The organism is Mycobacterium shinjukuense, assembly GCF_010730055.1.
Taxonomy (GTDB): Bacteria; Actinomycetota; Actinomycetes; order Mycobacteriales; family Mycobacteriaceae; genus Mycobacterium; species Mycobacterium shinjukuense.
On the sequence record NZ_AP022575.1, the window covers coordinates 3,783,815 to 3,806,296 of the forward strand.

Sequence of the window (22,482 nt, forward strand, 5' to 3'; positions counted from 1 at the left end):
TAGACACCTCCCATCTGGCAAACCGTGAGCGACGCGCCGAGCGATTGCCCGCGTGTTTCTGATGAGGCTAGTGCGACTGATGGGACTACTGCAGTGGTGCGGCGGTCGGCTTGATCGGGACCGGCAGCGCGCTCGAACCCATCAGGTACCGGTCCACACCCGCCGCCGCGGCCCTGCCCTCGGCGATCGCCCAGACGATCAATGACTGGCCGCGCCCCATGTCCCCGGCAACGAACACACCCGGAACCGACGTCTCGAAGTCGTCGCCGCGGGCGACGTTGCCGCGGTCGGTGAACTGCACGCCCAGGTCGGTAAGTAGGCCAGGCTTCTCCGGGCCGACAAATCCCATCGCCAGCAAAACCAGATCCGTCTCGAGCTCGAAGTCGGTGCCCTCGACCTTGACGAACGTGCCGTCCCGCAGCGTCACTTCGTGCGCCCGAAGCGCACTCACGTGCCCGTCGCGTCCGATGAACTCCTCGGTATTGACCGAGAAAACCCGTTCGCCGCCCTCTTCATGCGCCGCGGAGATGCGGTATATCAGCGGGTAGGTCGGCCACGGGGTCGACGGCGCCCGAGAGTCCGGGGGGCGGGGCATGATCTCGAACTGGTGAATGCTGACCGCGCCCTGGCGGTGCGCGGTGCCCAGGCAGTCGGCCCCGGTGTCACCACCGCCGATGATGACGACCTTCTTGCCCTTGGCGGTGATCGGCGGCTGCCCGTCGGCACCCAGCACGTCGTCCCCTTCCTGGACCCGGTTGGCCCAGGGCAGGTATTCCATCGCCTGGTGGATGCCATCGAGATCCCGGCCGGGAATGGGCAGCTCGCGCCAGGCGGTGGCCCCCCCGGCCAGCACCACCGCATCGAAATCGGCGAGCAATTGATCGGCGGTGATGTCGACGCCGACGTTGACGCCGGCGCGGAACTCGGTGCCTTCGGCCCGCATCTGCTCCAGGCGCCGGTCGAGGTGGCGCTTTTCCATCTTGAATTCCGGGATACCGTAGCGCAGCAGGCCCCCGATGCGGTCCTCGCGCTCGAAGACGGTCACCGTGTGCCCCGCGCGGGTGAGCTGCTGAGCGGCCGCCAGGCCGGCCGGTCCCGAACCCACCACGGCGACCGTCTTCCCGGTCAGTTTCTGCGGCGGCCGCGGTTGCACCCAGCCTTCCTCGAAGGCTCGGTCGATGATCTCCAGCTCGATCTGCTTGATGGTCACCGGGTCCTGGTTGATGCCGAGCACACACGCTGGCTCGCACGGGGCCGGGCACAGCCGGCCGGTGAAGTCGGGGAAGTTGTTGGTGGCATGCAACCGTTCGATCGCGTCCCGAAAGCGGTTCCTGCGCACCAGGTCGTTCCACTCCGGGATCAGGTTGCCCAGCGGACACCCGTTGTGGCAAAACGGGATCCCGCAGTCCATGCAGCGCGTCGCCTGCTGGCGAAGGGTCGCCTTGTCGAACTCCTCGTAGACCTCGCGCCAGTCGCGCAGACGCAGCGGGACGGGCCGCCGCTTCGGCAACCTCCGGTGGGTGTATTTCAGGAAGCCGGTCGGGTCAGCCATGCGCGGCCGCCATGATCGCCTTGTCGACGTCCACGCCGTCACGTTCGGCCTCGGCGATCGCCTGCAGCACCCGCTTGTAGTCCCGTGGCATCACCTTGATGAAGTGCCGTTGCTGCACCGCCCAGTCGGCCAAGATCCGCTGCCCGACAGCGGAATCGGTGGCATCGACGTGTGCCGCGATGAAGCCGTGCAGGAATTCCGCATCGTCCTCGTCGAGGGTTTCGACGTCGACCATCTCGGTGTTGAGGTTGTCGGGCAATTCACCGTGGGGGTCATACACATAGGCCACGCCGCCCGACATGCCGGCGGCGAAGTTGCGGCCGGTACGGCCCAAGATGACCACCCGGCCACCGGTCATGTACTCGCAGCCATGGTCGCCCACCCCCTCGACGACGGCATGTGCCCCGGAATTGCGCACCGCGAACCGCTCGCCGACCACCCCGCGTAAGAAGACCTCCCCACTGGTGGCGCCGAACAGGATCACATTGCCGCCAATGATGTTGTCCTCGGCGACATAGTCTTGCGGCGCATTGTCCGACGGCCGCACCACGATCCGACCACCGGACAGGCCCTTGCCAACATAATCGTTGGCATCGCCGTAAACCCGCAACGTAATCCCCTTTGGCACAAAGGCGCCGAAGCTGTTCCCCGCCGACCCCTCGAACGTGATGTCGATGGTTCCGTCCGGCAAACCCTGGCCGCCATAGGCTTTCGTCACCTCGTGACCGAGCATGGTGCCCACCGCGCGGTTGACGTTGCTGATGGTGGTGGAGAATCGGACCGGGGTGCCGGAATCCAGTGCCTCCCTGCTCATCACGATCAGCTGCTGATCCAGCGCCTTGTCCAGGCCATGATCCTGGCGCGAACTGCAGTACAGATCCTGGTTCATGAACGCCGATTCCGGCTCGTGCAGCACGGGCGTCAGGTCCAGACGGTGCGCCTTCCAGTGCGCCCGCGCCAGTGTGGTGTCCAGCGACCCCACCTGCCCGACGGCCTCGTTGAAGGTGCGGAAGCCCAACTGCGCCATGTATTCCCGCACTTCTTCGGCAATGAACATGAAGAAGTTCTCGACGAACTCGGGCTTGCCGGTGAACCGCTCCCGCAGCACCGGGTTCTGGGTGGCCACGCCGACCGGGCAAGTGTCCAGATGGCATACCCGCATCATGATGCAGCCGGCGACCACCAGTGGGGCGGTGGAAAAGCCGAACTCCTCGGCGCCCAGCAGCGCGGCGATCATCACGTCGCGACCGGTCTTGAGTTGGCCGTCCACCTGCACCACAATCCGGTCACGTAACCCGTTGAGCAGCAACGTTTGCTGAGTTTCGGCCAGACCCAACTCCCAGGGTGCGCCGGCGTGCTTCATCGATGTCAGCGGGGTCGCGCCGGTGCCGCCGTCGTGCCCCGAGATCAGCACGACGTCGGCGTGGGCCTTGGATACCCCCGCGGCCACCGTGCCCACGCCGATCTCGGAGACCAGCTTGACGTGCACCCGGGCGGACGGGTTGGCGTTCTTGAGGTCGTAGATCAGTTGCGCCAGATCCTCGATGGAGTAGATGTCGTGGTGTGGCGGCGGTGAGATCAGACCGACACCGGGTGTGGAATGCCGGACTTCGGCCACCCACGGATACACCTTGTGCCCCGGAAGCTGGCCTCCCTCACCGGGTTTAGCGCCCTGGGCCATCTTGATCTGGATGTCGGTGCAGTTGGTCAGGTAATGCGAGGTGACGCCGAACCGCGCGGAGGCGACCTGTTTGATCGCGCTGCGGCGCCAGTCCCCGTTGGGATCGCGGTCGTATCGGCGGGCGTCCTCGCCGCCTTCGCCGCAGTTTGACCGGCCGCCCAGCCGGTTCATCGCAATCGCCAGGGTTTCGTGCGCTTCAGCGGAGATCGAGCCGTAGCTCATCGCCCCGGTCGAGAAGCGCTTGACGATTTCGCTGGCCGGCTCCACCTCGTCCAGCGGCACCGGCGGACGCACGCCGGTGCGGAACTTCAGCAGCCCGCGCAGCGACGCCATCCGCTCGCTTTGGTCGTCGACCAGACGGGTGTATTCCTTGAAGATCTTGTACTGACCGGTGCGGGTGGAGTGCTGCAGCTTGAAAACGGTCTCCGGGTTGAACAGGTGGTATTCGCCCTCCCGGCGCCACTGGTATTCCCCACCCACTTCGAGCTCGCGGTGCGCGCGTTCGCCCGGTCGGTCCAGGTAGGCCAGCGCGTGCCGGGCAGCGACGTCGGCGGCGATGTCGTCCAGGGTGATGCCGCCGGTTGGACAGCGCAGCCCGGTGAAGTATTCGTCGAGCACCGCCTGGGAGACGCCGACCGCCTGGAACAGTTGCGCGCCGGTGTAGGACGCCAGCGTCGAGATGCCCATCTTGGACATCACCTTCAGGACGCCCTTGCCGGCGGCCTTGATGTAGTTGTTCAGCGCCGTCTTGCGGTCGATCCCGTCCCCGACACCTTCCAAGACGCCGCGGTCGAGCATGTCCTCGATCGACTCGAACACCAGGTAGGGGTTGACCGCGGCCGCGCCACACCCGAGCAGCATCGCCATGTGGTGCACCTCGCGGGCGTCACCGGACTCCACGACCAGACCCACGTGGGTGCGGGTGCGTTCACGCACCAGGTGGTGGTGCACCCCCGCAACGGCCAGCAGCGACGGGATGGGGGCCATCCGCTCGTCGGAATCGCGGTCGGACAACACGATGATCCGTGCCCCGTCGGCGATCGCCCCCGAGGCCTGAGCGCGTACCTCGGCCAATGCGGCCGCCAGCCCGGCGCCGCCCTCGGCGACCGGGTACAAGCAGCGGATGACCTGCGACCGCATGCCGTGCGGGCGTCCGTTGACCACCGTGTCGGGGTCGAGGTTGATCAGCTTGGCCAACTCGTAGTTACGCAGAATCGGCTGCGGCAACAGGATCTGGTGACAGGAGTCCTCGTCCGGGTTGAGCAGGTCACGCTCCCCGCCGGTGGTGCCCTGCAGGCTGGTCACCACCTCCTCACGGATGGCGTCCAGCGGTGGGTTGGTCACCTGGGCGAACAACTGGTGGAAGTAGTCGTACAGCATCCGCGGTCGCTGCGACAGGACGGCGACCGGGGTATCGGTGCCCATCGATCCGATCGGCTCGGCGCCGTTCCGCACCATCGGCGCAACCAGCAGGTTCAGCTCCTCGTAGGTGTAGCCGAAAACCAGCTGTCGCATCACGAGCCGGTGATGCGGCATGCGCACATACTTGCCCGCCGGCAACTTGTCGAGCGGAACCAAGCCCTTGTCGAGCCACTGCTGGTAGGGGTGCGCGGCGGCCAGTTCGGCCTTGATCTCCTCATCGGAGACGATGCGCCCCTGCCCGGTGTCCACCAGGAACATCCGGCCCGGCTGCAGCCGCATCCGGCGCACCACCTTCGACGGGTCCAGATCCAGCACGCCGGCCTCGGAGGCCATCACCACCAGGCCGTCGTCGCTGACCCAGATCCGCGACGGGCGCAGGCCGTTGCGGTCCAGCACGGCACCCACCACGGTGCCGTCGGTGAACGTCATCGAGGCCGGGCCGTCCCACGGCTCCATCAACGACGCGTGGTACTGATAGAACGCCCGACGCGCGGGGTCCATGCTCTCGTGGCGCTCCCAGGCCTCGGGGATCATCATCAGCACCGCGTGGGCCAGGCTGCGTCCCCCCAGGTGCAGCAGTTCCAGCACCTCGTCGAAGCGCGCGGTGTCGGAGGCACCGGGTGTGCAGATCGGGAACAACTTCTCCACGTCAGCTTCCGACCCGAAGATGTCGGTCTTGATCAGCGCCTCGCGGGCCCGCATCCAGTTCTCGTTGCCGGTGACGGTGTTGATCTCCCCGTTGTGCGCGATCCGCCGGAACGGATGCGCCAGCGGCCAGGACGGGAAGGTGTTTGTGGAGAACCGCGAGTGCACGATGCCCAGCGCGCTGGTCAGCCGCTCGTCCTGCAGGTCCAGGTAGAACGCCTTGAGCTGCGGGGTGGTCAGCATGCCCTTGTAGACGAACGTCTGGCCGGACAGGCTCGGGAAGTACACGGTTTCCCGGCCCGGTCCGTCCTGACCCGGGCCCTTGGTGCCGAGTTCGTGCTCGGCGCGCTTGCGGACCACGTAGCAGCGCCGCTCCAACGCCATATCAGCCGCTCCGGCCAGGAACACCTGCCGGAAGGTGGGCATGGCATCGCGGGACAGCGCGCCCAGCGAGGAGTCGTCGGTGGGGACGCTGCGCCAACCCAGCACTTGCAGCCCCTCGGCTTCGGCGATCTTCTCCACGGCGGCGCAGGCCGCCGCGGCGTCTCGAGACGACTGCGGCAAGAACGCGATACCGGTGGCGTAGCTGCCGGGGGCGGGCAGGTCGAAATCCACCACCTCGCGAAGGAATGCGTCGGGGACCTGAAGCAAGATGCCCGCACCGTCACCGCTGCGCGGTTCGGCGCCCTGTGCACCGCGATGCTCCAGGTTCAGGAGGGCGGTGATCGCCTTATCCACGATGTCGCGGCTTCGTCGGCCGTGCATGTCGACGACCATGGCCACCCCGCACGAATCGTGTTCGAACGCGGGGTCGTACAGCCCGACGCGCTTGGGCGTCATTCCCACCTAACCCTTCACCAGACTTCTCCGCGCGGCCCTATCAGCGGCTCCGCCGGAGCCTCACCCAAAGGTTGCGGGCGAGACCCCCGTGGTCTTGTCGATAGGCTGTTGGCCAGGCGTGGCTGATCCGGTTGGTGATTGGTCCGTGCAACGCTGAACGGTGGCCCCGGAACCGGTCTCGACAAGTCGTAAAACGATATGACAAAACCCGCCTGACATGCCAACTTTCTCATACTAACCTGCCGGCTGGCGGCATCCTACATTCCCGTAACCACCCCTCGGCGGCGACTCGACGTCCCGGTTTTCCCGTCGCAGACTCTGCCCATGGCGAAGCGCATTCCGCGGGTCGCCGGCCACACCAACCGCTTAGGCGAGTTTGCTGCGTTCACGGGGATGGGCCGTTTGCCGGCCTCGTCGCCGGCGCGCAGGTCCGTCACACCGGCAACACTGCGCGAGATAAGACGTGGCAGCAATGCCGTCGGGATCGCCGATCGCCGGACCCACGGCGTTGCCCAGCGGCCCCCACGGGCCCCGGGCTGAGTTTGCACGATAGTAATAGGAGTCTAAAGCCCAAACCACAACGGGCGTTGGTGATCTAGCGCCGACAGCGGCTCGGCCGGTGGCCGATACTGGACGGATAGTTTGGTCAGCGTCCGTCGTCGGCGGACACCCCGGGCGGCTCGTGAGCCAGCAGCCCGCCGCGGGCGCGACGATCGGTCGCCTGTCACCTCGAGGAGCCCATCACGTGCGCGACGAATTCCTCCGCGACCGTCTGCGGCCACAGCAGCCACCCGCCCCGGCCACCGGCCGGCCCGATCCGCGGTCGGTGGGTCCCTATCCGGCGCCACCACCGACTCCTCCCCGCCGGCCCCGCCTCGCCGGCCCGGCACTCCCCCCCCCGCCCGTCCGCTGCCACCGCCGCCGTTCCCGCCGGTGGCCCGGTCGCCGCAGTCGCCGGCGCCGGCGGCTGCGTCATCACCGCGCCCACCGGTAGCTCCGCCGCGCGCGCTGCCCGACCCGGCACCGCCGGTAGCCCCGTCACACCCGCCGGCACCCGCACCGCGCGCGGCTCCCCCGCCGCCGGGTCCCTGGGCCGACTCCGCTGCGGCACCGGTGCCCATCCGGGCACGCTCAGGCGACCGCGGTTGGCGACGCGTCGTTCGGATGGTGCCCCTGGGCCTACTGGGCCGGTCAGCCCGGCAACGCGAGGCCGCCCACCTGGAGGCGGCGATACGAACCGTCCTGCACGGCAACCACAAGGTCGGCGTGCTGGGCAAGGGAGGTGTGGGGAAGACGTCGGTCGCCGCCAGCGTTGGATCGATCCTGGCTGAGCTGCGCAAGCAGGACCGCATCGTCGCTATCGACGCCGACACCGCCTTTGGCCGGCTCAGCAGCCGAATCGACCCGCGGGTCACCGGCTCGTTCTGGGAACTGACCGCCGACGCCAACCTGCAGACCTTCGGCGACGTGACGGCCCGGGTGGGCTGCAATTCCGCGGGCCTGTACGTGCTGGCCGGTGAGCCGGCGTCCGGCCCGCGCCGGGTGCTCGATCCGGCGATCTATCGGGAAGCCGCGTTACGGCTTGATCGTCACTTCGCGATTTCGGTCGTCGACTGCGGCTCGACGATGGACTCCGCGGTCACCCAGGAGGTCCTGCGAGATCTGGATGCGCTGATCGTGGTGAGCTCACCGTGGGCCGACGGCGCCGCGGCCGCCGCCAAGATCATCGAGTGGCTGGCGGACCGGGGCCACACGGGTTTGTTGCGGCGCAGCGTCGTGGTGCTCAACGACTCCGACGGCCACGCCGACAAGCGCACCAGGTCGGTGCTGGCCCGCGAGTTCGTCGATCACGGCCAGCTCGTGGTCGAGGTGCCGTTCGATCCGCATCTGCGGCCCGGCGGTGTCATCGATGTCAGCCATGAAATGGCCCCGGCGACACGGCTGAAGTTTCTGCAGGTCGCGGCGATGATCGCGGGGTATTTCGCGGCACGGCCCGACGGGACGCGCAACCGTCAGCCCGACGACGATGCGGGCACACCGAAGCACTGAACAACCGAACTGGTCAGCGGCCCACACCCACACACGCACGGCGCGAGAAATCGGTCGATTTCTCGCGCTGTGCGCACGCTTGGCATCCTCGCATCGCCGAACCGCAGACCCCTCGAAGCAGCGGCTCCGGCGGTGGTGGATCATGCCGATTGGGCTGTCACCCGCTCGCGGATGGGATAGCCGTTGCGCTCGGCAAGGGACCGCAGCTGTCCCAGGGCGAATGCCCGGGCCCGGCCGGCCTCGGGAATCACCACCCCCGCCCACAGTCCTTCGGCGCCTGGCGACTCGACGGCGTCGCGGGCACAGGCCCACCGGCGCGGGCATGCGCGACACAACACCTTGGCCTCCTCGTCGGGGGTCTCGGTCCACCGGTCGGGGTCTTGCGTGCAAACCCCCAGCGGGACGTCGTATAGAGCTGTAGCGGTCATGTCTTGCCTTCCTCCAGAAAGCGTTGCAGGTTGGTTACCTCTGCTGCAGAACTGTATAGCACCAACCGTTGCAGTGCAACAGTTACTGATCCGCGCTGGTCCGGCGCTGCTACGACTTTGCCTGTGGATCCCACAGTTTACCGTTCTACACGCTGTCTACCAGGGCTTACTTCCTGTCAATCGGCTGTGGATCGGCGCCGAAGACGCTGGGATTGACCTCCCGGCACCGGGCACGGCCGCGGAAAAACTGTTTCGGTCTGCGACAGTTCGCGGTACAGTGAACCGTAGCGGAAGCCCGGCTGCCCGTGGCGGTGGCTCCCAGGCGGGAGCCACCGCCACCGGCGCGAAAACGTAGCGAAGTCATAGCATTGGAAGGGTGCGACGGTTAGCATGGTGGGAAGCGGAAGGACCCTGCTGCCCGCCCTACCGTCCGCGAGCGAGGAATCGACGCAGATGCCCGACGCCGAATCGACCGGCGGACCAGCACCGCTGGTCGCGCACCACGGCGCGTCGTCGCGCGCGATCGCGTCGGGCCGCGGCCCGGTAACCGGCCGCGCAGCCGTTGTCCGCACGGCGGCCGGCGGACGCCGCGAGGATCCGCGAGTCCGTCGGGCGCAGCCGCCAACGGTGTCCGATGATGGACGGTGGCGGATCGTGGACGACGGCCACACCGGTAAGTTCGTCGACGGACGACGCCGCAGTTCGGTGACCATCAACGACACGACCATCGTCCGGTTCGGCGATCCCACTGGAGGCAAGGCGTTGACGTTCGAAGTCGTCAGGCCGTCGAATTCGGCTGAAGAGCAGCACCAACCAGCGGACAAGTCGAACGGTCAGACCAACGAACCCGATCCTGGCGTGGTCCGCGCCGGGGCGGCCGCCGCGGCGCGCCGTCGCGAGCTCGACATCAGTCAGCGCAGCCTGGCCGCCGACGGGATTATCAACGCCGGCGCGCTCATCGCCTTCGAAAAGGGCCGCAGTTGGCCGCGCGAACGGACCCGGGCCAAGCTCGAGGAGGTGCTGCGGTGGCCCGCCGGCACCATCGCGCGCATCCGTCGCGGCGAGCAGCCCGTCACCCAGCCAAACCCCCCGGCAAGCTCACCACCCCCGCCGGCAACCCGGGAGACGTCGCCCTCCGACGCCCCAGCGTCGTTGATCGCGCAGGCCGTGGCCGCGGCCGTGGACACCTGCAGCCTGGCCATCGCGGCGTTGCCGTCGCCGCAGGATCCCGAGTTCACCGAACGCGCGGCGCCGATCCTTGCCGATTTGCGCCAGCTCGAGGCGATCGCCGTCCAGGCGACCCGGATCAGCCGGATCACCCCGGAACTGATCAAGGCGCTGGGCGCGGTGCGCCGCCACCACGACGAATTAATGACGCTCGGAGCGACCGCCCCGGGCGCCACGCTGGCGCAGCGTTTATATGCCGCTCGCCGGCGGGCAAACCTATCCACTTCGGAGACCGCACAAGCCGCCGGAGTGACCGAAGAAATGATCGTCCGCGCGGAAGCCGAGGAAGTTTTGCCCGCCAGCGCCGCCGACAAGATTGAAGCGCTCATAAGTCAGATCAATTGAGGGGTTCCGGGCGCCCGATCGGGACAAGTATGTGGCGGCGCGCCGGTGGCAACGGTCGGGGGGAGCGGTGGCGTCGCCCCGAGATTTCCTGGTGCGGTCTTTCCGTGTCGTGCGCTCGAAAACGCCCGTCGCGCCGAAAAATTCGTGCATCTACCCCCGCCGCGGCGCTGCTAAGCTCAACATGCGGTGCACAGGTGCATATCAAAAGACAATGCACAGAACGGCGAGTGTAAGGAACCACGTAAATGAAAGGCAGCGATCTCTGCAAGTCGACGAGCAACTTTATTTGGGGCCAGTTGCTCTTGCTTGGCGAGGGAATCCCCGACCCGGGCGACGTCTTCAACACCGGTTCGTCGCTGTTCAAACAAATCAGCGAGCGGATGGGGCTGGCGATTCCCGGCACCAACTGGATCGGCCAAGCGGCGGAAGCCTATTTGAACCAGAACATCGCCCAGCAACTTCGCGCGCAGGTGATGGGTGACCTCGACTATTTGACCGGCAATCTGATTTCGAATCAGGCCGAATACGTGTCCAACACCCGCGACGTCCTGCGGGCGATGAAAAAGATGATCGACGGTGTCTACAAGGTGTGCAAGGGCCTCGAGAAGGTGCCGATCCTCGGCTGGCTGTGGTCGTGGGAGCTGGCCCTGCCCATGTCCGGCATCGCGATGGCCGTCGTTGGCGGCGCGCTGCTGTACCTGACGATCATGACGCTGATGAACGTGACCAACCTGAGGGGGATTCTCGGCAGGCTGATGAACATGCTGACGACCCTGCCCAAGTTCCCCGGTCTGCCCGGCATTCCCCTGCCCGACATCCCCGGCATCATCGACGACCTCTGGCCGCCGAAGCTGCCCGATATTCCCATCCCGGGCCTGCCCGACTTCCCGGGCCTACCGGATTTCAAGTGGCCGCCGGAGGTCGGCGTCCCCGACTTCCAATTGCCCATCCCGGGCTTGCCCGACTTCCAATGGCCAACGATCCCGGGTTTCCCCGACCTCAACGTGCCCGGCTTCGGGTTGCCCATCCCCGGGTTCCCGAGCCTGCCCGGGCTGCCCACCATCCCCGACCTGTTCCCGGGCTTGCCCGGGCTGGGCGACTTGATCCCCGGCATCGGCAACTTGGGCAATTTGCCCACGTGGACCGAGTTGGCAGCCCTGCCCGACTTCTTGGGCGGCTTCGCGGGCCTGCCCGCGTTGAGCTTCGCCAACCTGCTCAGCTTTGCCCAGTTGCCCAGTGTGGGGTCGATCGCGTCCACCATCGGTCAGCTGCAACAACTCACCGCCGCCGGTGGCGGGCCAGGCCAATTGGGCAGCATGGCCGGCCAACAGGCACAGATGATCTCCGCGCAGGCCCAGCAAGGCGGCCAGCAGCAGGCCACCCTCGTCGGCGACAAGAAGGAAGAGGAGGAGGAAGGCGCGGGCGCGGGCACGCCGGGCGCGGAGCGCGCACCCATCGACGCCGGCGGTGGCCAGCAGCGACAGCAGGGAACCGTCCTTTAACCCCGCACGCCCCCAACCAATCCAAGCCATAGCGAGCCACAGCCGTGGCGAGTAGAAAGTAAAACGTAGAGGAGGGTCTACCCCATGACAGGAGTCCTCGGCGTCGTGCCTTCGTTCCTGAAGGTGCTAGCCGGCATGCATAACGAGATCGCTGGCCAACTCAAGACGGCGACCTCAACGGTCACCGGGATCAGCCAGCGGGTCGCGATCACCCACGGCTCGTTCACGTCGAAATTCAACGACACCCTGCAGGAGTTGGAGACCACCCGCAACAGCACCGGCGTGGGCCTGCAAGGGGTGACGACTGGGTTGGCCAACAATCTGCTGTCGGCCGCCAGCGCTTATCTCAACTCCGACGAAGGCCTCGCCGGCGTTATCGACAAGATCTTCGGCTGATCATGTCCGGTCCGCTCGCTCCCGGTAGCGCGAGCCGCGTCGACGACGTCGTCGGCGTCGAGGTGACCATTGACGGCATGCTGGTGATCGCCGACCGGTTGCACCTGGTCGAATTCCCCGTCGCCCTCGGCATCCGGCCCAACATCCCGCAAGAGGACCTCAGAGACATCGTCTGGGACCAGGTGCGGCGCGACCTCACCGCGCAGGGCGTGCTGGACCACAACGGCCAACCCCACCCGGCCGTCGCCACCATGGTCGACACGCTCGGTAGGCCCGATCGCGCGCTGGAAGGTCGGTGGTGGCGTCGCGATGTGGGCGGCGTGATGGTCCGTTTCGCGGTGTGCCGCAAGGACGAAACCCATGTCGTCGCGGCGCGCGACGGCGACATGCTGGTGCTGCAGCGGGTGGCTCCGCGGGTTGGTCTGGCCGGCATGGTGACGATCGTGCTGGGGGAGGCCGAACCCGCGAACGTCGAGCCGCTGACCGGCGTGGCCAGTGAACTGGCCGACTGCACGACCGCCGCCCAACTGTCCCGGCACGGTGTCGCGCCGGCCATGGCCCGCCTCTATACGGAGATCGTCAGCAACCCGACCGGCTGGGTCGAGATCGTCGCCAGCCAACGTCACCCCGGCGGCACGACGACCCACACCCAAGCGGCCGCCGGGGTGCTCGACTCACGCTACGGCCGGTTGGTATCGCTTCCCCGTCGGGTGGGCGGCGAGTTGTACGGCAGCTTCCTACCCGGCACCCAGCAGAATCTGCAGCGCGCGCTGGACAGCCTGCTGGAACTGTTGCCAGCGGGATCCTGGTTGGATCACGCCGCAGATCACGCTCATGCCTCGCCCCGAGGCTGACCTCCCCCGCTACGAGTTCAGAAAGGGACGCCACGTGGACCTGCCCGGGAACGACGACTACGACGATGACCTCGGCGCCCTGGATTTCTCCGCCCGCGGTGCGGCCGGGGAGTCTTCTCTTGACGCGCTGGACGAGTACACGCCCGCTGAGCCCGCGGACACCGGAGCCGACCTGGACGCGCTGCATGGGCTCACCGAGCTCCAGGAAGAGCCTGAGCTGGAGTTGTTCACCGTGACCAACCCCCAAGGCAGCGTGTCGGTCACGACCATGATGGGCGGCATCATCCATCAGGTCACGCTGACCGACAAGGCTTCGAGCATGAGCGACTCCGCGCTTGCCGAGGAGATTTTCGTCATCGCCGACCTGGCCCGGCAGAAGGCGCGGGCAGCCCAGCACACCTTCATGGTGGAGCAGATGCGCGAAATGGCCGGTGAGGACGAACAAGAAAGCGCCCTGCTGCATGAATTCGTCGGTATGACACTGAATTTGCCGACTCCGGAGGAGGCCGCCGCGGCCGAAGCGGAAGTGTTCGCGACCCGATACGACGTTGACTACACCGCCCGGTATAACGGTGATAAATGACTGATCGCTTGGCCGGACTGTTCGAAAGTGCCGTCAGCATGCTGCCGCTGTCGGAGGCACGGGCGTTGGATCTGTTCACCGAGATCACCAACGACGACGAGTCGGCCTGCGACGCGTGGGTGGGCCGCATTCGGTGCGGTGACACCGATCGGGTGACCTTGTTTCGCGCCTGGTATTCGCGGCGAAACTTCGGTCAGTTGGCGGGCTCGGCCCAGATTTCGATGAGCACCCTGGGTGCCCGGGTGCCGATCGGGGGCCGCTACGGCGACATCACCTACCCGGTCACCTCGCCGTTGGCGATCACCATGGGTTTCGCCGCGTGTGAAGCGGCGCAAGGTAACTACGCCGACGCCCTAGAGGCCATCGAGGCCAGCGCGGTGAGCGGTTCGGAGCATCTGGTGGCCTGGCTCAAGGCGGTGATCTACGGTGCCGCCGAACGCTGGACCGACGTGATCGACGAGGTCAAGGGGGCCGGCAAGTGGCCGGACAAGTTCCTGACCGGTGCCGCCGGAGTCGCGCATGGGGTGGCTGCGGCGAATCTGGGGTTGTTCACCGAAGCCGAACGCCGCCTCACCGAAGCCAATGACTCACCGGCCGGTGAGGCGTGTGCGCCCGCGATCGCCTGGTATCTGGCGATGGCCCGGCGCAGCCAGGGCAACGAGGAGGCCGCGGTGGCGCTGCTGGAGTGGTTGCAGACCACCCATCCCGAGCCCAAAGTCGCCGCCGCGCTGAAGGATCCGTCGTACCGCTTGAAGACGACCACCGCCGAGCAGATCGCCGCCCGCGCCGACCCGTGGGATCCGGGCAGCGTGGTGACCGACAACTCTGGTCGGGAGCGGCTGCTGGCCGAGGCCCAGGCCGAGCTGGATCGCCAGATCGGGTTGACCCGGGTCAAGACCCAGATCGAACGCTATCGCGCGGCGACCATGATGGCCCGGGTGCGGGCCGCCAAGGGCATGAAGGTCGCCCAGCCGAGCAAGCACATGATCTTCGCCGGGCCGCCGGGAACCGGCAAGACGACCATCGCGCGGGTGGTGGCCAATATCTTGGCCGGGTTGGGTGTGATCGCCCAACCCAAGCTGGTGGAGACCTCGCGAAAAGACTTCGTCGCCGAGTACGAGGGGCAGTCGGCGGTCAAGACCACCAAGACGATCGATCAGGCCCTCGACGGCGTGCTGTTCATCGACGAAGCCTATGCGCTGGTGCAGGAACGCGACGGACGCACCGACCCGTTCGGGCAGGAGGCGCTGGACACCCTGCTGGCCCGCATGGAAAACGACCGGGACCGGCTGGTGGTGATCATCGCCGGCTACCCCAACGACATCGATCGGCTGTTGGAAACCAACGAGGGCCTGCGGTCGCGGTTCGCCACGCGCATCGAATTCGACACCTATTCCCCCGAAGAGCTGCTCGAGATCGCCAAAGTCCTTGCCGCCGCCAATGACTCGACGTTGAGCGCGGAGGCCGCCGAGCAGTTCCTGGAAGCGGCCAAGCTGCTGGACCAGCGCACACTGCGCGGCCGGCCGGCGCTGGACGTCGCCGGAAACGGTCGCTACGCACGGCAATTGGTCGAGGGCGGCGAGCAGTGCCGTGACATGCGCCTGGCCCAAAGCCTCAACATCGACGACCTCGACGAAGACCGGCTGCGTGAGATCACCGGCGCCGACATGGCCGAGGCGATCGCCGCGGTGCACGCCCACCTCAACATGAGAGAGTGAACCATGGGGCTTCGCCTGACCACCAAGGTTCAGGTCAGCGGCTGGCGTTTCCTGCTCCGCCGGGTCGAACACGCCATCGTGCGACGCGACACCCGCATGTTCGACGATCCGCTGCAGTTCTACAGCCGCTCGGTCTGGCTCGGCATTGTCGTGGCGGTGCTGATCCTGGTTGGCGCCGGGCTGCTGGCCTACTTCAAACCCCAGGGAAAGCTCGGTGGCACCAGCCTGCTCACCGACCGCTCCACCAACCAGCTCTATGTGATCCTGTCCGGTCAGCTGCACCCTGTCTACAACCTGACCTCGGCGCGGCTGGTGCTGGGCAATCCGGCCAGCCCCGCCACCGTGAAGTCCTCCGAGCTGGGCCGGATGCCTCGGGGCCAGACCATCGGAATCCCCGGCGCCCCCTACGCCACCCCGGTGTCCGGGGGTACCACCTCGACCTGGACGTTGTGCGACACCGTCGCCCGGGCCGAAACGTCTTCGCCCTCGGTGCAGACGGCGATCCTGGCGCTGCCGCTGACGATCGATCCGTCGATCGATCCGATTCAGCCGAACGAGGCGCTGCTGGCGTCCTACGGCGGCCAGCAATGGATCGTCACGACGAAGGGTCGCCACGCCATCGACCTGGCCAACCGCGCGCTCACCTCGTCGATGGGGATACCGGTCACCGCCAAGCCAATCCCGATCTCCGAGGGCATGTTCAACGCGCTACCCGACATGGGGTCCTGGCAGCTGCCGCCGATACCGGGCGCGGGCGCACCCAACACGCTCGGGCTGCCGGAGGCCCTGGTGATCGGCTCGGTGTTCCAGATCCACACCGACAAGGGGCCGCGATACTTCGTGGTGCTGCCCAACGGCATCGCGCAGGTCAACGCGACCACCGCCGCGGCGTTGCGGGCCACCCAGTCGCACGGGCTGGTCGCCCCGCCTGCGGTGGTGCCCAGCCTGGTCGTCACCATCCCCGAACGGGTTTATGACTCCCCGCTGCCCGACGAGCAGCTGAAGCTGCTGGATCGGCCGCAGGAGCCCGTGCTGTGCTGGACGTGGGAACGCGGAGCCGGCGATCAATCACCCAAGACGACGGTGCTGGCCGGTCGGCATCTGCCGATTCAGCCGTCCCAGATGAACACCGGCATCAAGCAGATCCAGGGAACGGCAACCGTTTACACCGATGGCGGCAAGTTCATCGCGCTGCAGTCACCGGATCCGCGCTATCACGAATCGATGTATTACATCGACCCCGAGGGCGTGCGGTACGGGATCCCCGACGCGGATTCCGCCAAGGCGCTGGGGCTCGGCTCGCCCAAAACCGCGCCCTGGGAAATCGTGCGGCTGCTGGTTGACGGCCCGGTGCTGTCCAAAGACGCCGCCCTACTCGAGCACGACACGCTGCCCGCCGACCCCAACCCCCGAAAAGTGCCGGCCGGAACCCCCGGAGCGCCCTGATGACAACGAAGAAGTTCACCCCGACCATCACCCGCGGCCCGCGATTGACCCCGGGCGAGATCAACCTCACCCCTCCCGATGACCTCGGGATCGACATCCCGCCGTCGGGCGTGCAGAAGATCCTGCCGTACGTGATGGGTGGCGCGATGCTCGGCATGATCGCGATCATGTTCGCCGGCGGCCGGCAGTTATCGCCATACATGCTGATGATGCCGTTGATGATGATCGTGATGATGGTCGGCACCATGGCCGGCGGCACCGGCGGCGGCGGCAAGAAGGTGCCCGAAATCAACGCCGACCGTAAGGAATACCTGCGTTATCTGGCCGGATTGCGCTCGCGGGTGACGTCCTCGGCCAGCTCGCAGGTGACGTTCTTCAGCTACCACGCCCCCCATCCCGGCGATCTGCTCTCGCTGGTGGGCACCCAGCGGCAGTGGTCCCGGCCCGCCAACAGCGACTTTTACGCGGCTGCCCGCATCGGGATCGGTGACCAGCCGGCGGTCGATCGACTGTTGAGGCCGGCCGTCGGCGGCGAACTGGCGGCCGCCACCGCCGCCCCTCAGCCGTATCTGGAGCCGGTCAGCCACATGTGGGTGGTCAAGTTCCTGCGCACCCATGGTCTGATCCACGACTGCCCGAAACTGGTGCAGCTGCGCTCGTTTCCGACGATCGCGATCGGTGGCGACCCGGCGGGGGCGGCGGGATTGTTGAGCGCGATGATCTGCCACCTGGCGGTATTTCATCCGCCGGACCTGCTGCAGATCCGGGTGCTCACCGACGATCCCGATGACCCGGATTGGTGCTGGCTGAAATGGCTCCCGCACGTTCAGCATCCGACCGAAACCGACGCCGCCGGGCCGGCACGGATGATCAGCACCCGCCCGGACAGTCTGGCCGATCTGGCCGCCCGCGGCCCGCACGCTCCGGATTCGCTGCCCACCGGCCCCTACATCGTCGTGGTCGACCTGACCGGCGGCAAGGCCGGGTTCCCACCCGACGGCAGGGCCGGTGTCACCGTGATCACGCTCGGCAACCACCGCGGCTCGGCCTACCGGATCAGGGTCGCCGAGGACGGGACCGCCGACGACCGGCTGCCGGGTCAGTCGTTTCGCCTGGTGACCTCGGTGGCCGACCGCATGACACCGAACGAAGCCACCCGCCTGGCCAGGAGGCTGGCCGGTTGGTCGATCACCGGCACCATCCTCGACAAGACGTCGCGGGTGCAGAGGAAGGTGGCCACCGAGTGGCACCAGCTTGTCGGCGCCAAGAGCGTCGAGGACATCACGCCCGCCCGCTGGCGGATGTACACCGACACCGACCGCGACCGGCTGCGGATCCCGTTCGGTCACGAACTCAAGACCGGCAACGTCATGTACCTCGACATCAAGGAAGGAGCGGAGTTCGGCGCTGGCCCGCACGGGATGCTCATCGGCACCACCGGGTCCGGTAAGTCGGAGTTCCTGCGCACCCTGATCCTGTCGCTGGTAGCCATGACCCACCCCGACCAGGTGAATCTGTTGCTCACCGATTTCAAGGGCGGCTCGACATTTCTGGGGATGGAAAAGCTTCCGCACACCGCCGCCGTCGTGACCAACATGGCCGAGGAGGCCGAACTGGTCAGCAGGATGGGTGAGGTGCTCACCGGCGAGCTCGACCGCCGGCAGTCGATTCTGCGCCAGGCCGGGATGCAGGTGGGCGCGGCGGGCGCGCTGTCCGGTGTGGCCGAATACGAGAAGTACCGAGAGCGCGGCGCCGACCTCCCGCCGCTGCCAACGCTGTTCGTCGTCGTCGATGAGTTCGCCGAACTGCTGCAAAGTCACCCCGACTTCATCGGCCTGTTCGACCGGATCTGCCGCGTTGGCAGGTCGCTGCGGGTGCATCTGTTGCTGGCGACCCAGTCACTGCAAACCGGCGGTGTGCGCATCGACAAACTCGAGCCCAACCTGACCTACCGGATCGCGTTGCGCACCACCAGCTCTCACGAATCGAAGGCGGTCATCGGCACCCCGGAGGCGCAATACATCACCAACAAAGAGAGCGGTGTCGGGTTTCTGCGGGTCGGCATGGAGGATCCGGTCAAGTTCAGCACGTTCTACATCAGCGGCCCCTATGTCCCGCCCACGAAGGCCGACACCGACGGCGAGGCCGGCGGGGGTGGGCCGCATATCGCCCGGCAAGCCATGCGAATTCGCCGGTTCACCGCGGCCCCGGTCGTTGAGCCGGGGGCAAGCCCCGCTCGCGCGGGAGCGCTGACGTCATGACCACCCCACCAGGAACCCAGACGTTGCGTGAGGTGATCCTGGATCAGCTCAGCACCGCCGAATCGCGGGCCTACAAGATGTGGCTGCCGCCGCTGACCGACCCCACCCCGCTCAACGAGCTGATCGCGCGCGACCGGCGACAGCCGTTGCGCTTCGCGTTGGGGATCATGGACGAACCGCGCCGGCATCTGCAGGACGTGTGGGGTGTCGACGTGTCCGGGGCGGGCGGCAACATCGGCATCGGAGGCGCGCCGCAAACCGGCAAGTCCACCCTGCTGCAGACGCTGGTGATGTCGGCCGCCGCCACGCACTCACCGCGCAATGTCCAGTTCTACTGCATCGACCTCGGCGGCGGCGGTCTGATCTATCTGGAGAACCTGCCGCACGTCGGCGGGGTCGCGAGCCGGTCCGAGCCGGACAAGGTCAACCGGGTGGTCGCGGAGATGCAATCGGTGATGCGGCAACGCGAGGCCACCTTCAAGGAACACCGGGTGGGCTCGATCGCGATGTATCGACAGTTGCGCGACGACCCGAGCCAACCCGTCGCGGCCGATCCATACGGCGACGTATTCCTGATCATCGACGGCTGGCCGGCCTTCGTCAGTGAGTTTCCCGATCTTGAAGGGCAAGTCCAGGACCTGGCCGCGCAGGGGCTGTCGTTCGGCGTTCACGTCATCATTTCCACACCACGCTGGACGGAACTGAAGTCGAGGGTCCGCGACTACCTGGGCACCAAGATCGAGTTCCGGCTGGGCGACGTCAACGAAACCCAGATCGACCGCATCGCCCGGGAGATCCCGGCGAACCGTCCCGGCCGGGCGGTGTCGCTGGAAAAGCACCACCTGATGATCGGGGTGCCCCGGTTTGACGGCGTGCACAGCACCGAGAACCTGGTGGAGGCGATGACTGCGGGGGTGGCGCAGATCTCGGCTCAGCACACCGACCAGGCGCCGCCGGTCCGGATGCTGCCGGCGCGCATCCATCTGCACGAACTCGACCCCAACCCGCCCGGCCCCGGGTCCGACTACCGCACCCGCTGGGAGATTCCGATCGGCCTGCGCGAGACGGACCTGTCGGTGGCCTACAGCCACATGCACACCAACCCGCACCTGTTGATCTTCGGCGCGGCCAAGTCGGGCAAGACCACCATCGCGCACGCCATCGCCCGGGCGATCTGCGCCCGCAACAGTCCCCAGCAGGTCCGCTTCATGCTCGCCGATTACCGCTCCGGGCTGCTGGACGCGGTTCCGGACACCCATCTGCTGGCCGCCGGCGCGATCAACCGCAACAGCGCGAGCCTGGACGAGGCGGTCAAGGCGCTGGCGGTGAACCTGAAGAAGCGGTTGCCCCCGACCGACCTGACGACGGCGCAGCTGCGCTCGCGTTCCTGGTGGAGCGGATTCGACGTGGTGCTGCTGGTCGACGATTGGCACATGATTGTCGGGGCCGCCGGCGGGATGCCGCCCATGGCACCGTTGACTCCGCTACTGCCGGCGGCGGCCGATATCGGGTTGCACATCATTGTGACCTGCCAGATGAGCCAGGCGTACAAGGCGACCATGGACAAGTTCGTGGGCGCGGCATTCGGGTCGGGCGCGCCGACAATGTTCCTTTCCGGCGAGAAGCAAGAATTCCCGTCCAGCGAGTTCAAGGTCAAACGGCGCCCCCCTGGCCAGGCATTTTTGGTTTCCCCGGAGGGCAAAGAGGTCATCCAGGCCCCCTACATCGAGCCTGTAGAAGAAGTGTTCGCAGCACCCCCAAGCGCCGGTTAAGATTATTTCATTCGCGGCGAAGCAGGACCCAAGACCTGTAATCGAGCGGGTAATCGAGCCCGGGGGCGGAGCTGACAGTCGGCTTTGTTTCCGGCTGAAAGCGAACGGTTTGTGTCCGGGACACAAATAGGGGAGACGAAGTAGGCAAATGGACGATATGTCACTCGATCCGGCCGCCTATTCGCAACCCGGCGACGGCGCTGCCCGCGTCTTCGTCTAACAGTCCTACACACATCGCAACACGAAGGAGTGATCACCATGCTGTGGCATGCAATGCCACCGGAGCTGAACACCGCACGGCTGATGGCCGGCGCGGGCCCGGCTCCGATGCTGGCGGCAGCCATGGGATGGGAGGCGCTTGCGGCGGCCCTGGACGCTCAGGCCGTCGAGCTGACCGCGCGCCTGAACTCGCTGGGAGAGGCGTGGACCGGCGGCAGCAGCGACAAGGCGATCGCGGCCGCCAAGCCGATGGTGACCTGGCTGCAGAGCGCGTCGGCGCAGGCGAAGGTGCGCGCGATGCAGGCCACGGCGCAGGCCGCCGCCTACACCCAGGCGATGGCGACCACACCGTCGTTGCCGGAAATCGCGGCGAACCACATCACCAGGGCGGTGCTGGTGGCCACCAACTTCTTCGGCATCAACACGGTGCCGATCGCCGTCAACGAGATGGACTACTTCATCCGGATGTGGAACCAGGCCGCCCTGGCCATGGACGTCTACCAGGCGGAGACCATCGCCAACACGCTGTTCGAAAAGCTCGAACCGATGACCGCGATCCTCGATCCCAGCACCAGCCAAGGCATGACGTCCAGCCCGCTGCTGGGGATGGCGTCCAAAGCCACCGGTGTGCCCGCTGGCCAGCTGCAGGAAACGGTCGGACAGGTCGCCGAGATGACCGGCCCGATGCAGCAGCTGACCCAGCCGATGCAGCAGGTGACGTCGCTGTTCAGCCAGGTGGGCAGTTCCAGCGGCGGGCCCGGCAGCGGGCTTGGCGACGACGAAGCCGCCCAGATGGGCCTACTCGGTGCCAGTCCGCTGTCCAACCACCCGTTGGCGGGCGGATCGGGCGCAAGCGTGGGCGCGGGACTGCTGCGCGCGGATGCCCTACCCGGCGCCGGAGGGACGTTGGCGCGCACGCCGCTGATGGCCGGCCTGATCGAAAAGCCCGCCGGTCCCGCGGTGATGCCGGCGGCGGCCGCCGGATCCTCGGCCACCGGCGGCGCGGCCCCGGTGGGCGCCGGCGCGCTGGGTCAGGGCGCCGGCTCCGGCGGCTCGACCAGGCCAGGGCTGACGGCACCGGCGCCGCTCACCAAGGAGCGCGACGACCATGGCGACGAAGATTGGGACGACCAGGACGACTGGTGAGCGCCCACGATAACGACAGGCTTCCCGGCCACCCGGGCCGGAAGACTTGCCAACATTTTGGCGAGGAAAAGAAAGAGAGAAAGTAGTCCAGCATGGCAGAGATGAAGACCGATGCCGCTACCCTCGCGCAGGAGGCAGGTAACTTCGAGCGGATCTCCGGCGACCTGAAGACCCAGATCGACCAGGTGGAGTCGACGGCGGCTTCGTTGCAGAGCCAGTGGCGCGGTGCCGCGGGCACGGCCGCCCAGGCCGCGGTGGTGCGCTTCCAAGAGGCGGCCAACAAGCAGAAGCAGGAACTCGACGAAATTTCGGCGAATATTCGTCAGGCCGGCGTCCAATACTCCAAGGCCGACGAGGAACAGCAGCAGGCACTGTCCTCGCAAATGGGCTTCTAAT

Annotated in this window: 15 protein-coding genes; 12 read left to right on the forward strand and 3 right to left on the reverse strand. The window is 67.0% G+C overall.

Annotated elements, in window-relative coordinates; genetic code table 11:
* Nucleotides 1–85: 85 nt before the first annotated feature.
* Both G6N20_RS17095 and gltB read right to left on the reverse strand, forming a co-directional pair.
* A complete protein-coding gene (locus G6N20_RS17095; protein WP_083049249.1) occupies nucleotides 86–1,552 on the reverse strand; it encodes a glutamate synthase subunit beta in 1,467 nt (488 codons plus the stop codon).
* Nucleotides 1,545–6,140 carry a glutamate synthase large subunit gene (gene gltB, locus G6N20_RS17100; protein WP_083049247.1) on the reverse strand — a complete coding sequence of 1,532 codons (4,596 nt, stop codon included), beginning with the start codon at nucleotides 6,138–6,140 and terminating at the stop codon, nucleotides 1,545–1,547. The genes G6N20_RS17095 and gltB overlap by 8 nt, the downstream gene beginning before the upstream one ends.
* Nucleotides 6,141–7,304: 1,164 nt before the next feature.
* Between gltB and G6N20_RS17105 the strand changes: the two genes are divergently transcribed.
* Nucleotides 7,305–8,189, forward strand: coding sequence for a MinD/ParA family ATP-binding protein (locus G6N20_RS17105; protein WP_083052661.1), 885 nt, complete (start codon nucleotides 7,305–7,307; stop codon nucleotides 8,187–8,189).
* Between the two features lie 140 nt (nucleotides 8,190–8,329).
* Here G6N20_RS17105 and G6N20_RS17110 read toward each other — a convergent pair whose 3' ends face one another.
* Nucleotides 8,330–8,617, reverse strand: a complete 288-nt coding sequence (locus tag G6N20_RS17110) for a WhiB family transcriptional regulator (RefSeq protein WP_083052663.1) — start codon at nucleotides 8,615–8,617, stop codon at nucleotides 8,330–8,332.
* A 453-nt stretch (nucleotides 8,618–9,070) separates the two neighbouring features.
* Between G6N20_RS17110 and espM the strand changes: the two genes are divergently transcribed.
* The 11 genes from espM to esxB all read left to right on the forward strand — a co-directional run bounded on the left by espM (nucleotide 9,071) and on the right by esxB (nucleotide 22,481).
* Nucleotides 9,071–10,189 (forward strand): ESX-1 type VII secretion system transcriptional regulator EspM, encoded by a 1,119-nt coding sequence (gene espM / locus G6N20_RS17115; RefSeq protein ID WP_083052328.1) that lies wholly within the window; start codon nucleotides 9,071–9,073, stop codon nucleotides 10,187–10,189.
* Between the two features lie 245 nt (nucleotides 10,190–10,434).
* Nucleotides 10,435–11,691, forward strand: coding sequence for an EspA/EspE family type VII secretion system effector (locus G6N20_RS17120; RefSeq protein ID WP_083052325.1), 1,257 nt, complete (start codon nucleotides 10,435–10,437; stop codon nucleotides 11,689–11,691).
* Between the two features lie 84 nt (nucleotides 11,692–11,775).
* Nucleotides 11,776–12,087, forward strand: coding sequence for an ESX-1 secretion-associated protein (locus tag G6N20_RS17125; RefSeq protein WP_083052322.1), 312 nt, complete (start codon nucleotides 11,776–11,778; stop codon nucleotides 12,085–12,087).
* A gap of 2 nt (nucleotides 12,088–12,089) precedes the next feature.
* Nucleotides 12,090–12,941 (forward strand): ESX secretion-associated protein EspG, encoded by an 852-nt coding sequence (locus G6N20_RS17130; protein ID WP_083052319.1) that lies wholly within the window; start codon nucleotides 12,090–12,092, stop codon nucleotides 12,939–12,941.
* Nucleotides 12,942–12,975: 34 nt separating this feature from the next.
* Complete coding sequence (locus tag G6N20_RS17135) at nucleotides 12,976–13,524, forward strand: DUF2694 family protein (RefSeq protein ID WP_083052317.1); 549 nt, start codon at nucleotides 12,976–12,978, stop codon at nucleotides 13,522–13,524.
* A complete protein-coding gene (gene eccA, locus G6N20_RS17140; RefSeq protein WP_083052314.1) occupies nucleotides 13,521–15,242 on the forward strand; it encodes a type VII secretion AAA-ATPase EccA in 1,722 nt (573 codons plus the stop codon). The genes G6N20_RS17135 and eccA overlap by 4 nt, the downstream gene beginning before the upstream one ends.
* A gap of 3 nt (nucleotides 15,243–15,245) precedes the next feature.
* The gene (gene eccB, locus G6N20_RS17145; RefSeq protein WP_083052312.1) at nucleotides 15,246–16,688 is read left to right on the forward strand and encodes a type VII secretion protein EccB; all 1,443 of its coding nucleotides are present in this window, start codon (nucleotides 15,246–15,248) and stop codon (nucleotides 16,686–16,688) included.
* Nucleotides 16,688–18,949: a type VII secretion protein EccCa gene (gene eccCa / locus G6N20_RS17150; protein WP_083052311.1), complete on the forward strand. Its 2,262-nt coding sequence runs from the start codon at nucleotides 16,688–16,690 to the stop codon at nucleotides 18,947–18,949. The genes eccB and eccCa overlap by 1 nt, the downstream gene beginning before the upstream one ends.
* Nucleotides 18,946–20,721, forward strand: coding sequence for a type VII secretion protein EccCb (gene eccCb, locus G6N20_RS17155; protein WP_083052310.1), 1,776 nt, complete (start codon nucleotides 18,946–18,948; stop codon nucleotides 20,719–20,721). Before eccCa ends, eccCb begins: the two co-directional genes overlap by 4 nt.
* A gap of 258 nt (nucleotides 20,722–20,979) precedes the next feature.
* Nucleotides 20,980–22,086 (forward strand): PPE family protein, encoded by a 1,107-nt coding sequence (locus G6N20_RS17160; RefSeq protein ID WP_083052331.1) that lies wholly within the window; start codon nucleotides 20,980–20,982, stop codon nucleotides 22,084–22,086.
* A 92-nt stretch (nucleotides 22,087–22,178) separates the two neighbouring features.
* Nucleotides 22,179–22,481 (forward strand): type VII secretion system ESX-1 WXG100 family target CFP-10, encoded by a 303-nt coding sequence (gene esxB / locus G6N20_RS17165; RefSeq protein ID WP_163663076.1) that lies wholly within the window; start codon nucleotides 22,179–22,181, stop codon nucleotides 22,479–22,481.
* The last annotated feature ends 1 nt before the right edge of the window (nucleotide 22,482 follow it).